Raw genomic sequence first — 13740 nt, 5'->3', positions numbered from 1 at the left:
ACTGGCTTTTTTGCGTCTGTAATTCACTCAATTTTGCTTTAAAGCCAGACTTATCCCAATCCCCATTAAAGTTTGCTCACCACACCCAATCTTTTGATTATGTCTTTATCATGCGTTTTGTATGGCTGATACCATGTATAGCTACAATCCCCACAATAACTTCATACTGCTTGAAATACCTGTTTGTTAGCCACTGCCATCCATGGTGACAACGGTATGACTTTTTGACTTAGTGTGCTGAGAAGCCAATGCCAGATACTGGTAGGTCGTCTGTTCTTCTACCTGTTGCTGAATAGTCTATGCCAATGAGATGGCATATTCGAACTGCTGCCGTCTTATGACCATCTACCGATATCTATTCCTCTACGTAGAGTCGAAGAGGTGATATTTTTGCATAAATCCTCAATATCCAATTTCCGGACGGTTGTTTTATTTCTGAACAATGACGTCATGGTTTCATTGGGAGAATGACTGAGCTAGGCTCATTATTTTTTACAATAAGATGATGGATATGCATTTAAAAGAGAAATTTATGAGAAATCATCAATAGCATTCAATAAATTCATCAATATTGGTAAGACCATTTTACATTATTGTGGTGTTATTAGTTTCTATTAGGTATGTTTGATAATTGTAAAGATGCAGGGTTATTTCATGGCGTGTGAATGAATAATCTTTAAATGTGATTTTGTATTCTTTGGTGTTTGCTGGCTCAGGGGAACATAAGTTTCTAGGTTTAGCTTGAAAAAGAGAGTCATCAAAATATTTATGGGTTATGTATTCATTAGTAAGGAGTTACAGGGGGATGGGGGAGTTAACTGAGCAGTTAATCGATGCCGTTGGAATTATGGTTTTAGGGATGGGGTTGGTGTACTTGTTTTTAAGTGTGCTTATTTTGGGCGTCCATATGGTCGCTAAATGGTGTGCAAGTGAGGTGGTGAATAGCAAAGTTGCAGTTAATCCATCGCGCGACGTATCAGGATTGACGGCGAATGCTGGCACTGTAGATCCCAAAATCGTGGCTGCAATCACTTTAGCCGTTCAGCAATTTCGTTCGCAGACAAAATAATGGGGAGCAGTATGAGTTCAATATATTCAGCATTGGCGCCAAAGCCATTAGTGTTAACCGATGTCGTTTTGCGGGATGCGCATCAGTCTATCTTAGCTACCCGTTTAAGAATCGACGATATGTTACCTATAGCACCATTGCTCGATAGGGTTGGTTTCTGGTCGCTGGAATCTTGGGGCGGGGCGACTTTTGATGCCTGTATTCGTTATCTTGGTGAAGACCCTTGGGACAGAATTCGTGAGCTGAAAAAGGCCATGCCGAATACGCCACAGCAAATGTTGTTGCGTGGTCAAAACCTCTTAGGTTATCGCCATTATGCCGATGATTTAGTGACGCGTTTTGTTGAGCGCGCCCATACCAATGGCGTCGATGTATTTCGTATTTTCGATGCGATGAATGATGTGCGCAACCTCGAAACTGCAGTAAAAGCAGTGCGCCAAGTTGGCGGCCATGCGCAGGGGACGATCTCATACACGACGAGTCCAGTGCATACCATAGAGACGTGGGTGGATATGGCAAAACGTCTCGAAGATATGGGATGTGACTCTTTGTGTATCAAAGATATGGCGGGCTTACTTAAGCCGATGGAAGCGTTTGAGCTTATAAGTCGACTAAAATCCCAAACGCAACTTGTGCTGTCAATGCATTGTCACGCAACGACAGGGTTAAGTACTGCCACTTATCAGAAAGCCATCGAAGCGGGTATTGATGTGCTCGATACGGCCGTTTCATCTATGAGCCAAACCTATGGACATACTGCAACTGAAACCGTGATTGCCATGGTGGAGGATACTGAGCGTGCCACGGGCTACGACATGGTGTTGCTTGAGGAGATTGCCGCTTACTTCCGTGAAGTACGTAAGAAGTACGCTAAGTTTGAGGGTGCGCTGAAAGGCATTGATTCACGTATTTTACGCGCACAGGTACCTGGCGGCATGCTGACCAATATGGAGAGCCAACTTAAGGAACAAGGCGCGGCCGATAAGATGGACTTAGTCTTGGAAGAAATTCCCCGCGTGCGTGCTGACTTAGGTTTTTTGCCCTTAGTGACACCCACATCGCAAATTGTCGGCTCGCAGGCGGTAATCAATGTGCTAATGGGTGAGCGTTATAAGTCACTGACTAAAGAGACTGAAGGCGTGCTTAAGGGCGAATATGGCGCAACCCCAGCACCAGTCGATGCCGCATTACAATCAAGAGTGCTGCAAGGGGCACAAGCCATTACCTGTCGTCCAGCGGATCTATTAACGCCAGAGCTGGCTAAGTTAAGGCTTGAGTTGGTAGATAAAGCACAGGAACAAGGCATTCGCCTATCCTCAGAGCATGACGATGATGTGCTGACCTATGCACTCTTCCCACAAATAGGATTGCAGTTCTTAAAGAATCGTGACGATCCGAGCGCCTTCGAGCCTAAGCCTGAGCTGACTTCGGCACTTGCTACTAATGCTGCTGATCGTGGCCCTGAAACCTACACGGTAACTGTCGAAGGGCAAGAGTACGTGGTTGAAGTCGCCGCAGGTGGTGAGATCTCGCAGATCCAGCCACAGGGCCAAAGTGTTCATGCCGTGCAAGCTGCTACGGCGAGCACAACGCTAACTACGAGCACTACGTCAACTGCGAGCCATGGTGAAATCAGGCTTGAAATGAGCGCGCCTTTGTCGGGCAATATCTTCAAAGTGCATGTTTCGCTAGGCGATAGAGTGTGTGAAGGCGATGTCGTGATCATCCTCGAGGCGATGAAAATGGAAACCGAAATTCGTGCTCAGGGCGATGGTATTATCGCCAAGCTCTGGGTGAAAGAGGGCGACTCAGTGTCTGTGGGTTCTCAATTACTGGCCTTAGCGTAGGAGTCATTATGGAAGGTTTAATGGCTTTTTGGGCCGAGACAGGTATTGCTCACTTTACTGGCGGGCAAGTGTTGATGATGGCGGTGGGCGCTTTGCTCTTATATCTCGCCATAGTGCGAGGCTTTGAGCCTTTATTATTGCTGCCAATTGGTTTTGGTGCTGTGCTGGCGAACATTCCCCATGCGGGATTTACCGAAGAGGGCGGCATGCTGTATTACGCCTACCACGTGGGGATTGAGACTGGGGTGTTCCCATTGTTGATCTTTATGGGTGTAGGTGCACTGACTGACTTTAGTGCTCTGATTGCGAATCCTAAAACCCTGTTGTTAGGTGCGGCGGCGCAGTTTGGAATTTTCGCGACATTAATTGGGGCGATAGCACTGAACTTAGTGCCGGGCTTTGAGTTCACTATGAAGGATGCGGCGGCCATTGCGATTATAGGCGGCGCCGATGGGCCGACGGCGATTTTCTTAGCTTCAAAACTGGCACCTGAGTTATTGGGGGCCATTGCGGTCGCAGCTTATTCCTATATGGCCTTAGTCCCGATTATTCAACCGCCGATCATGCGTTTACTGACCACCCAAGCAGAGCGCGAAATTAAAATGGAGCAGCTGCGTGAGGTCAGTAAAAAGGAAAAGATCATTTTCCCTATGATGGTACTGGGATTAACGATCCTATTCTTACCCGCGGCGACGCCTTTAGTGGGCATGTTTTGCCTCGGTAACTTGATGCGTGAATCGGGTGTAGTGGACAGATTATCGAAAACGGCACAGAACGAGCTTATCAATATCGTTACGATTTTCTTAGGGTTAGCTGTGGGCTCTAAGTTATCCGCCGATCAATTCCTACGGATGGAAACCTTAGGGATTTTAGTATTGGGAGCCTTAGCATTTGGCATTGGTACTGCGGCAGGTGTGTTAATGGCAAAACTGATGTGTAAGTTATCGGGTGGTAAGATTAATCCTTTGATTGGAGCCGCAGGAGTGTCGGCGGTACCTATGGCTGCGCGGGTCGTGAACAAAGTTGGTTTAGAGGCCAATCAGCATAACTTTCTGCTGATGCATGCTATGGGGCCGAATGTGGCAGGAGTATTAGGCTCAGCGGTTGCGGCTGGAATATTACTCGCCGTGCTTGGTTAACTATTTAATTGATAGCCTACTCAGGACGAGTAGGCTTTTTTATGCGGTTAGCCAAAGTAATAGCAGCAATAGTAAAATCAAAGTTCCACTGATGGCGATAATATAAATGAATCCGCGTTTGCCCTGGGCGAGGGGAAGTCCATTGGCTTTTAAAAACAGTGTCCACAGCAAACAAAGTATCAGTGGGATTAAAAAGAGTTTAGTCATAGAGGCTCAACTTTTTGTTTTATAGCATTACAGTCTGGTATCAATGAGTTTAACAGTTTGATCTTATTGGTGGTAATTTTATACCTATCCCATGGGTTATTGGCGGTTATTTCCCTAATAAAAAAGACCGCCGTAGCGGTCTTTCGATATTCCATTATTACTGAGCACTGCATTACTGAGGATTGGCTGGTGAAGTCTCCTGCATATCGTTCGAGTAAAACTGCGCTTCATCGAGTTCATTTTCGGATTTGCCGATCACCACAGCTGTCATCATATCGCCCGTCACATTGGTGGCGGTGCGGATCATATCGATAATACGGTCAATAGATGCGATAAAGGCAATGCCTTCAAGTGGTAAACCAATCACACCTAAGGTGACGGTAAGCATCACCATCGCGCTACCAGGGACTCCAGCTGTTCCTACCGATGCAACTGTGGCAGTCACGGCAATCATCACATAATCCAAGGTATCGAGGGGAATATTATAAATCTGGGCGATAAAGATAGCGGCTATCGCAGGGTAAATTCCGCCACAACCATCCATGTTCATAGTAGCCCCTAGTGGCATCACAAAGGCGCTATAGCGCTTTGATACGCCCATGGTTTCGACGGCGCGAGTGCTTGCGGGCAGCGTGCCAAAACTTGATGATGTACTAAACGCAACCAATTGTGCCGGCATGGCTTTACGGAAAAATTGCACAGGGCTTAAGCCTGCGACAAATTTAACTAAGCCTCCGTAGATAAAAATCATGTGGATGAGTGCTGCAATATAGATAGCGGCGATAAATTTACCTAGGGGTAAGAGGGTCGATAAACCATAGGCGCCGACCACCCAAGCCATTAGGCCAAATACGCCGATAGGGGTAAGCTTTAACACCATACGAGTCAATTGGAACATGACTTCAGCACCGGCTTCTATGGTGCGTTTAAGTGGTTCGGCTTTCTCGCCCACTTTATTAATAGCGATACCCACCAAAGCGGCAAACACAATAATCTGTAGTACTTTACCCTCGGCCAAAGAGGCGAAAGGGTTCACAGGGATCATATCGAGTAAAACCTGCGCAAAGCCTGGAATATTACGCTCGCGCACTTCGGTTGTTGTAAGCGCCATAGTGCCGCCCATATCGATCATCGAGCCCACGGCTAAGCCTATCAATGAAGCGATTGTGCCCGTTAGCATAAACATCCCTAGGGTCTTTAGACTCAGGCGCTTTAAACTGGTTTGTGAACCTAGCGAGGTAATACTCACAACAATGGCACAGAACACCAAAGGTGCAACCAACATCTTGATAGCACTGATAAATAAGTCACCTAAGGGTTTCAGTACTGTTGCAGTTTCTCCTAAAATGACGCCAACAAGCGCCCCTAAGATAAAACCTGTGAGGACTTTTTGCCAAAAAGGAATGCGGCTAATAGTTTGTAGGATCATGGGTTTTCCAGAAAAATAATATAAGTACAAGTCCATAGACCCGAGATGCTAGGATGTGCCTTCCATAGAACTAAGCGAACTCCTCGGGTATAGGAGATGTTTGCCATTAAATGCATTGTATAGATAGAGTTGGGGTTATAACAAACCGATTTTCTTATAACTTATTGTGATAAATGAGTTTGTTGCAAAAAGGTTGCGCTCCATATTTGCTTAACCATGGCATTTTGGCAATGCATTTCTACACAGCAGTATGTTTTCACAGAGTTATCATTTATGTCCGAATTAAGCCTTATGTTTTCTGGTGCGTTTTTAGCGGCCACTTTGTTACCGGGCGGTTCTGAAGTTTTACTTATTGCGCTTTTAAATCAAGCGCCTGAGACTTGGCTTTCCCTAGTGGTGGTGGCGACGATTGGCAACACATTTGGTGCTATGACGAGTTTCTACTTGGGGCGATTAGGGCGTTTTGCCAAGTCGCCCGAGGAGTTAAGTGGAGCAAAGTACGCCAAAGGGTTAAATTTGATAGAAAGTTATGGCGTCTGGGCGCTATTGCTGTCATGGGCACCTGTGATTGGGGATATATTATGTCTGCTGGCTGGGTGGTTAAAGTTGCCACTGGTATCGTCATTTTTGATGATATTTATTGGAAAAACAATTCGTTACTTGCTTGTTGCCGCGGCGGTTATGCACTGGTTTGCTTAAGCGTTAGTGTAATAGTTTGGTTTTCTTTAACGGTTGTCAAAGGGATAAATTCTTGTATTAATAGGAACTTAAATCGGAACTCAAATAGGAACTTAGTCACTGTAGCCAAGTCATAGTAACCGAGTCTTAAAAACCATTGTTTATCGATTTAGCTGTATTCTGACCAATTGATGTATAAGGGGAATATTTTGAAAAAATGGATATTAGCACTAGCGATTTCTGCCGCTTTAGCCGGTTGTGCATCCGATACCACGACAACGAGCTTACCCGCTGGTGTTAGCCTGATTGAAAATGTACAACTTGCCGATCAACAAGTAGGCATTCCCTATAAAAAATATCAGTTAGCCAATGGGTTGACCGTTATCCTGCATCAGGATAATTCAGATCCTTTAGTGCATGTGGATGTCACTTACCATGTAGGTTCTGCCCGTGAACTCGCCGGGCGCTCAGGTTTTGCCCATTTATTTGAGCATATGATGTTCCAAGGTTCAGAACATGTCGCCGATGAGCAACATTTTGAGGTTGTGACCGAGGCGGGCGGTACGCTTAACGGCTCAACCAATACGGATAGAACCAACTATTTTGAGACTGTGCCGAGCAATCAGCTGGAGAAAATTCTGTGGCTAGAGTCCGACCGTATGGGCTTTTTATTGCCAGCACTGACCAGTGAAAAATTTGAAGTGCAGCGTGAAACGGTAAAGAACGAGCGGGCTCAACGCATTGATAATCAGCCCTATGGCCGCATGACAGAGCGGTTTAATCAAGCTTTTTACCCCGTTGGACACCCTTACTCTTGGCCGGTTATTGGCTGGCCGGAGGATCTTAATCGGGCAACTGTGGATGATGTAAGGCACTTTTTTCAGCGTTGGTATGGACCGAACAATGCCACATTGACCATAGGCGGTGATTTCGACGAAATGCAAACCCTAGCATGGGTGAACAAATATTTTGGCGAGATCCCCCGAGGCCCAGAGGCCCAACCCGAGCCTAAAGCTTTAATTCATCTGGATAATACAAGGTATATCTCGATGGAGGATAAAGTGCATTTGCCACTTATCCGTATTGGTTTTCCAACTGTGTATGCGAGCCATCCCGATGAAGCTGCGCTCGATCTCCTCGCTAATATTTTAGGGGGCGGGAAAACCTCTTTGCTGTATAAAAATTTGGTTAAAGATGGCTATGCAGTGCAGGCCAGTGTGAGTCAACCCTGCCAAGAATTAGCCTGCCAGATGTCGATTTACGCCCTAGCAAACCCAGAGAAGGGCGCTAGCTTGGCTGATCTTGAGCAGCGGATCCTCAGCTCTATTAATGAATTTGAACAACGCGGTGTCACCGATGAAGATCTGCAAAAAGTGAAGGTGCAGTTTGAAGCTGATAGTATTTTTGCCTTGCAAAGCGTGAAAGGTAAAGTGACGACACTCGCCTTGAATCAAACTATGTTTGGCGATCCTAATAAGATTGCCGCTGATCTTGAACGCTATGCTAATGTCACTAAAGACGATGTGATGCGAGTCTTTAAACAGTACATAAAAGATAAACCTCGGCTAGTCATGAGCGTAGTGCCAGAGGGCATGACGGCACTCGTCGCCCATCCCGATAACTTTACACCACAAACCTTACCTGTTGCGCAAACGGCCGTTCAAGGTGAGTTGCCAACGGCAAAAATCACCTCTCATTTCGACCGTTCAATCATGCCCGGATCGGGTGCTGCGCCTATGCTTAAAGTCCCTAAAATTTGGACGACTAAGTTAGCGAATGGCATTGAGGTGATGGGGACGCAGAGTGTGGAAACCCCAACTGTGGAATTAGTAGTTTACCTCAATGGTGGCCACAGATTAGTTCCCGTTGAAAAGGCGGGGCTTGCGAGTCTGACGGCGGAAATGCTGAATGAATCCAGCCAAAAACGTAGCAGCGAGGCTCTTTCTCAAGCCCTAGAAATGCTCGGCAGCACAGTCGACTTCAGCGCCTCTGAATACCAAAGCACAATTAAAGTCTCTACCCTGACAGAGCACTTAGATGAGACGTTGGCCATTCTGGAAGAAAAACTCTTCCAGCCGGGTTTTACTGAACAGGATTTTGCAAGGGTTAAACAACAACAGTTACAACAGATCCAGCATATGCAGTCCAATGCTGGCTATTTAGCCGACTCAGTGTTGTTTGGGCTACTCTATGGCAAAGATAATGCCCTCGGTGTAAGCGATAGCGGAACCTTAGATTCGGTTGCCGCCTTAACCCTTGAGGATGTGAAAGCCTTTTACGCAGAGCAATATCGCGGTGCTAATGCAAAAATTATCACAGTTGCGGATCTCTCTGAGTCGGCCCTACTACCTAAATTAGCCGGGTTAAGCCAATGGCAAGGCCAGGCCACAGTGCTGCCCCCCTTAAAGCCATTTCCGTTATTGAAGGGAGGCACTATTTATCTGATTGATAAACCTGGGGCGGCGCAATCGGTGATCAATATCGCGAAGCGTGCTCTGCCCTATGATGCAACCGGGAATTATTTTAAAGTCTCGCTGATGAATTACCCCTTAGGCGGTGCTTTTAATAGCCGTATCAATCTGAATTTGCGTGAGAATAAAGGTTACACCTATGGGGCTCGGACCGATTTTTCTGGCGGCGCCGAAGTCGGAGATTTTGTGGCATCGAGCGATGTACGTACCGATGTCACCGCTAAGGCCTTAAGCGAGTTTGTGAAGGAAATCAGTGCCTATCAGCAAGAGGGGATGACGGACGCTGAACTTGCCTTTATGCGCAACTCCGTTTCCCAAGGTCAGGCTCTCGATTATGAGACACCCTATCAAAAAGCGGGATTTATGCGAATGATCCAGCGTTATCAGCTCAGCCCAGATTTTACCGAGCAGCAGGATAAGATCATCAATACTGTAACAAAAGATGAACTCAATGCCCTTGCGGCTTCTGAGCTAGATATCAAGCAAATGATTATCTTAGTCGTAGGGGATAAGGCTAAAATTGAAGCGGATTTAGCAACATTGGGCTATCCAATTGAAACTTTAGTATTGTAAATTGGTATTTCGCCCTTATATAGGTGATGGACGAGGGCGTTAATTAACACCCATTAGTCATAAATTGACATCGAAAGACGGTGACAGCATTAGCTGTCACCGTCTGCGTTTTGCCATAAAAAAATGTAATTTGGCTTGCCCCATACACAGGTTTAGATTTATTTTGAGGCGTATTCTGAAAGATAAGCCTCAAAATAAAGGTCTGACTGTTAACCATGTCGCGATAGCGAATCACCAATCAGAGAAGCGCAAATTGAAGCCATTCAATGAATTAGTACAATATCTCTCGGACGCTCATGGGCGGACCGCACTCTTAGGTATGTTACGTGGCATAGAGCGTGAGGCATTACGGATCGATGGGTCTGGTTTCCTTGCTATGGATACGCACCCCCGCGAATTGGGGTCAGCGTTAATGCATTCACGCATTACTACAGATTATAGTGAAGCGTTACTCGAATTTATTACCCCAGTGAATAATCAGGTTGAAGCACTCTTACAGGGGTTGACCGAAACCCATGCCTTTAGCGTCCGCCATTTAAATGGCCAGCGTTTGTGGCCAGTGAGTATGCCCTGTTACGTCAAAGATGAGCACAATATTCCCGTTGCCCGCTATGGCTCATCGAACACCGGCAAAATGAAAACCTTATACCGCAAGGGGTTAACCTATCGCTATGGCGCCCTGATGCAGATTATTTCTGGAGTACACTTTAACTTTTCCGTATCTCAGGCACTGTGGCAGCGTCTCTATGAATTAAGTGATAAGAGTCTGACATTAGATGATTTTATCTCTGAATCTTATTTTGGGCTGATCCGTAATTACCGCCGTCTAGTCTGGGTATTGCCGTACCTCTTTGGCGCTTCACCAGCCCTGTGTAGTTCTTTTATTAAGGGGCAAAAAACCGATCTGCAGTTTGAAAAGTCCGGTCGCGGCACTTTGTATTTACCCTATGCAACATCACTGCGAATGAGTGATTTAGGCTACACCAATAAAGAGCAGGAAGATCTCAATATCAGCTATAACTCTTTACCTGAGTATTTGGCGGGCGTAAATGCGGCCATAAAAATGCCATCGGCAAATTTTGCCAATATTGGGGTTAAGGTTGATGGAGAGTACCGACAGCTTAATGCCAATGTCTTGCAGATTGAAAACGAGTTTTACTCGCCCATCCGTGCTAAACGCGTGACTCGAAGTGGCGAAAAACCCTCAGAAGCTCTCGCCCGCGGCGGAGTTGAGTATATTGAAGTACGGGCATTAGATGTTAACCCCTTTAGCCCTATCGGTATTGAAGCGAGCCAAGTTCGTTTCCTCGATTTATTCCTACTCTACTGTTTATTAACCGAATCTCCTAAGTCAGATCCCAACGAAGAGGCACGCCTTAGCGCGAATCTTAAATCGGTTGTGCTTGAGGGGCGTAGACCTGGCCTTGAGTTATTAACTTCGACTGGAGCTTTACCCTTGAAAACCTGGCTTGCAACCTTGTTCGATGAATTGCAACCACTGGCTAAGTTATTAGATGGTGACGCAACGGATTATCAAGCAGCCTTAGCCCATTGGCGCCGCGCCGTGGATGATCCAACTCTGACCCTATCGGGGCAAGTGAGTCAGCATTTAATTGCTAAGGGTGAAGATCATGGACACTGGGTTATGACACTTGCCCAGCAATATTATCAGTACTTTATTGATTATCCGCTCTCCGAAGAGACTATTGCACAGTATCAAGCCGAAGCCAAAAGTTCGCTGGAGAAACAGGCTGCATTGGAGGCCGAGCAAAGTGCCGTTTCCTTTGATGATTATCTCGAGGACTATTTTGGAGTAAGAGCGTGAGCGCCCAAGGGATAAATATGCCGCGATTGGGTCTGTTGGCGAGTTTGTTTGGTGTCAGCGCTTTATTATCGGGCTGCGCAAGCTCGCCCGAAGATCCGCTCCTGTGTGGGACAGTATCAGGCTATTTGCAGCCCGATGCCAGTACCCACTGGTATCGTGTCGTTGTTACGCACTTAAACGGTCAAGCCGTTATTTCTAAACCCAATTATCAACTCGCAACAGGGGATTATGAGTTTACAGTGGCTGAACTCATCGATGATCCCTCACTGGGTGTCACACTCAGCGCCCGTGTGCCTAAAACATTTAAGCTCACCGTCGAAGGAAACCAGCGTTACCATATTGGCGCCTTGTTCCATACGGATAAGCGCTACATGGGTAAGGACCCTTCCTACTGGGAGCCCGGGGTGTGGCAACAGGAAAGCCATGAGTGCCAACTTGAGTTGACTCCTGAAACTAAATAATCCTTAGCGTCACCTCCACCAGTGTTATCTATGGGCACAAAAAGGCATTTTATGTTTGCCTCGTTGTGAGTGTATGCCATCATTGGGCCTCTTAATACTTTGGAGAACAAGCGATTAATGAACTGGCATTGCGTAATACTACTCTGTGCGTCCATAGGTTTACTCTCAGGATGCGCCACATCGCCCCCCAAATCCCCTGACAATTTATGTGATATTTTTCAAGAACACCGCTCTTGGTATGACGCTGCTAAAGATACCCGTGACAAATGGGGCGTGCCAGTTCATGTGCCGCTTGCCATGATGTACCAAGAAAGCTCGTTTAAGCATAATGCGGCGCCGCCGATGGAATATTTTTTAGGTTTTATCCCCATAGGCAGGGCAAGTGATGCCTATGGCTATGCCCAAGCAAAAACCATGACCTGGGACGATTATGTGCGCGAGACGGGTAACAGCTGGTCGAGCCGTAGTGATTTTGATGATGCCATGGATTTTATGGGCTGGTTTATTTATAAAACAAATAAGATCAATGGTATATCCAAGTGGGATGCGAGAGCACAGTATCTTAATTACCACGAAGGTTGGGGTGGTTATCGCCGTGGTAGTTACAAGTCTAAGGCTTGGTTAGTTAAAGTAGCGGCTAAGGTTGACGATAGGGCTAAGCGTTATGCGGCCCAATATCAAACCTGTAAAGAGGATTTAGATTCATCTTGGTTGTGGCGATTATTCTTTGGTTAGGCGCTATGGCTAGAACAATCCCAATGAGTCATGTCAACACACAGGGCTAAGTAGCCGTTATGTTTTTGCCGTTAAGGTTTCTAATGCCTTAATGGCTTTTTTCTTGGCGCGTTTTTGCTCATACATAGCATGGTCGGCTTGCTTAAAGGCGGTTGACCAATTGCCATCAAACGCTGCTATCCCAAAGCTAAAACTGAGGTTTAACTGATCTTGATGTAACTCGATGCGGATTTCATCGAGGTCGCCTTCAAGTTGTTCCTTTGGGCCGTGGCAAAGTGCAACAAACTCATCCCCTCCAAAGCGCGAGATAATCCCTTTATTTTGCCAATAACTCAAAATAGCGTTAGAAACCCGCTTAATGGCGGTATCACCCACCTGATGGCCATAGGTATCGTTAATGGCTTTGAGGTTATCCATATCGATAATGATCAAAAAGCTCCCAAGATGGGATTTAGCTTGCCAATGCTGCAGGGCATCCTCGAAATTTTTGCGATTATAGAGCCCGGTTAATGAATCAAAATTGGCGAGTTTAGAGATCTGTTGCGACTTCTGATACAGGGCTATCGCATTGCTGGCCTCGTGGGTCAGAATCGAAACTAAATTACGGTCGTAGTCACTAAAGGCCCCGACAATACTACTATCGAGGTTAAGCATGCCGTAGAGCTTGCCATCGATACGAATGGGGCTTGAGAGTGTCGAACGTATGGGATGTTTGGCCGCGGTCAATAAAATTTGTTGGGCTTCTTCCGATAAGGTACTGCCGGAATTGATATTTTGCATATCGTTGACCACCACCACACGGTCACACTTGCCCTTTGTTAGACGATATTCAAAGGATTGCTCTAAGGTAAAATTAAGTTGTTTTAGCTTGGCTAAGTCGAGGCCGACAACGGATTCAAAATGCAGTTTATTGCTGATTTCATTGATTTTAATGATGCTACCCATTTCGGCACCATTGATAATGCACACTGCTTTATTGAGCAGGGCATCGAGAAAGGCGTGCTCATTCTTATAATGGCTCGACAAATGGGCGAGTTCGTAAATGGCATCATTAATATTCACCACTTGCTCCAAATGCAGCCAGAGGCGACTCAGACGACCTTGATGCAGGTAGTAAATTAAGCTGTAGGCAATCACATAGATAAGGCAAACAAACAGCAGAGGCAAGATAGTCCAGCCTTCTGTGGGGGCATTAAAAATAAACAGCAGAACGAATAGCACTATTGGCACTATGAGTAGCAATAAGTGATAGCGATAGTCTAAGCGGTCTATGGTTTTACGTTTAAAGTTATCCCTTAATTTCACT

At 46.0% G+C, this 13740-nt stretch carries 11 protein-coding genes; 8 read left to right on the top strand and 3 right to left on the bottom strand.

Annotation, left to right across the window (positions count from 1 at the left end):
* Positions 1-805: 805 nt before the first annotated feature.
* Genes MJO46_RS07350 through MJO46_RS07340 form a run of 3 tightly spaced genes read left to right on the top strand, consistent with a single transcriptional unit; the run spans position 806 to position 4055 of the window.
* Positions 806-1069 (top strand): OadG family transporter subunit, encoded by a 264-nt coding sequence (locus MJO46_RS07350; RefSeq protein WP_253988755.1) that lies wholly within the window; start codon positions 806-808, stop codon positions 1067-1069.
* Between the two features lie 11 nt (positions 1070-1080).
* Positions 1081-2916, top strand: a complete 1836-nt coding sequence (gene oadA, locus MJO46_RS07345) for a sodium-extruding oxaloacetate decarboxylase subunit alpha (RefSeq protein WP_253988754.1) — start codon at positions 1081-1083, stop codon at positions 2914-2916.
* An 8-nt stretch (positions 2917-2924) separates the two neighbouring features.
* Positions 2925-4055 (top strand): sodium ion-translocating decarboxylase subunit beta, encoded by a 1131-nt coding sequence (locus MJO46_RS07340; protein WP_253988753.1) that lies wholly within the window; start codon positions 2925-2927, stop codon positions 4053-4055.
* Positions 4056-4094: 39 nt separating this feature from the next.
* On the opposite strand, the gene MJO46_RS07335 is transcribed toward MJO46_RS07340, so the two are convergent.
* Positions 4095-4262 carry a hypothetical protein gene (locus tag MJO46_RS07335; protein WP_253988752.1) on the bottom strand — a complete coding sequence of 56 codons (168 nt, stop codon included), beginning with the start codon at positions 4260-4262 and terminating at the stop codon, positions 4095-4097.
* Between the two features lie 172 nt (positions 4263-4434).
* A complete protein-coding gene (locus tag MJO46_RS07330) occupies positions 4435-5691 on the bottom strand; it encodes a dicarboxylate/amino acid:cation symporter (RefSeq protein ID WP_253988751.1) in 1257 nt (418 codons plus the stop codon).
* A gap of 273 nt (positions 5692-5964) precedes the next feature.
* Here MJO46_RS07330 and MJO46_RS07325 point away from each other — a divergent pair, with 273 nt between their 5' ends.
* From MJO46_RS07325 to MJO46_RS07305, 5 genes are all read left to right on the top strand, one after another.
* Positions 5965-6390: a YqaA family protein gene (locus MJO46_RS07325; protein ID WP_253988761.1), complete on the top strand. Its 426-nt coding sequence runs from the start codon at positions 5965-5967 to the stop codon at positions 6388-6390.
* A 170-nt stretch (positions 6391-6560) separates the two neighbouring features.
* Positions 6561-9413: a pitrilysin family protein gene (locus MJO46_RS07320; protein WP_253988750.1), complete on the top strand. Its 2853-nt coding sequence runs from the start codon at positions 6561-6563 to the stop codon at positions 9411-9413.
* Positions 9414-9588: 175 nt separating this feature from the next.
* Complete coding sequence (gene gshA / locus MJO46_RS07315; RefSeq protein WP_253988760.1) at positions 9589-11238, top strand: glutamate--cysteine ligase; 1650 nt, start codon at positions 9589-9591, stop codon at positions 11236-11238.
* Positions 11239-11255: 17 nt separating this feature from the next.
* On the top strand, positions 11256-11699 hold the full coding sequence (locus tag MJO46_RS07310) for a hypothetical protein (RefSeq protein ID WP_253988749.1): 444 nt from the start codon (positions 11256-11258) through the stop codon (positions 11697-11699).
* 117 nt (positions 11700-11816) lie between these two features.
* A complete protein-coding gene (locus MJO46_RS07305) occupies positions 11817-12434 on the top strand; it encodes a hypothetical protein (protein ID WP_253988748.1) in 618 nt (205 codons plus the stop codon).
* A 57-nt stretch (positions 12435-12491) separates the two neighbouring features.
* Here the strand turns inward: MJO46_RS07305 and MJO46_RS07300 are convergent, their stop codons facing one another.
* Positions 12492-13739, bottom strand: a complete 1248-nt coding sequence (locus MJO46_RS07300) for a sensor domain-containing diguanylate cyclase (protein WP_253988747.1) — start codon at positions 13737-13739, stop codon at positions 12492-12494.
* Between the last annotated feature and the right edge of the window lies 1 nt (position 13740).

It is taken from the genome of Shewanella sp. KJ2020 (assembly GCF_024197625.1).
In the GTDB taxonomy this organism is placed as follows: Bacteria; Pseudomonadota; Gammaproteobacteria; order Enterobacterales; family Shewanellaceae; genus Shewanella.
The sequence above is the reverse complement of the archived record's forward strand: the minus strand, read 5'-3'. Positions and strand labels throughout refer to the sequence as shown.

What these genes read in the sequence shown, in the direction of transcription:
- MJO46_RS07350 (WP_253988755.1), top strand. Translation starts at nt 806, where the DNA reads ATGGGGGAGTTAACTGAGCAGTTAATCGATGCCGTTGGAATTATGGTT.
- oadA (WP_253988754.1), top strand. Translation starts at nt 1,081, where the DNA reads ATGAGTTCAATATATTCAGCATTGGCGCCAAAGCCATTAGTGTTAACC.
- MJO46_RS07340 (WP_253988753.1), top strand. Translation starts at nt 2,925, where the DNA reads ATGGAAGGTTTAATGGCTTTTTGGGCCGAGACAGGTATTGCTCACTTT.
- MJO46_RS07335 (WP_253988752.1), bottom strand. Translation starts at nt 4,262, where the DNA reads ATGACTAAACTCTTTTTAATCCCACTGATACTTTGTTTGCTGTGGACA.
- MJO46_RS07330 (WP_253988751.1), bottom strand. Translation starts at nt 5,691, where the DNA reads ATGATCCTACAAACTATTAGCCGCATTCCTTTTTGGCAAAAAGTCCTC.
- MJO46_RS07325 (WP_253988761.1), top strand. Translation starts at nt 5,965, where the DNA reads ATGTCCGAATTAAGCCTTATGTTTTCTGGTGCGTTTTTAGCGGCCACT.
- MJO46_RS07320 (WP_253988750.1), top strand. Translation starts at nt 6,561, where the DNA reads ATGTATAAGGGGAATATTTTGAAAAAATGGATATTAGCACTAGCGATT.
- MJO46_RS07310 (WP_253988749.1), top strand. Translation starts at nt 11,256, where the DNA reads ATGCCGCGATTGGGTCTGTTGGCGAGTTTGTTTGGTGTCAGCGCTTTA.
- MJO46_RS07305 (WP_253988748.1), top strand. Translation starts at nt 11,817, where the DNA reads ATGAACTGGCATTGCGTAATACTACTCTGTGCGTCCATAGGTTTACTC.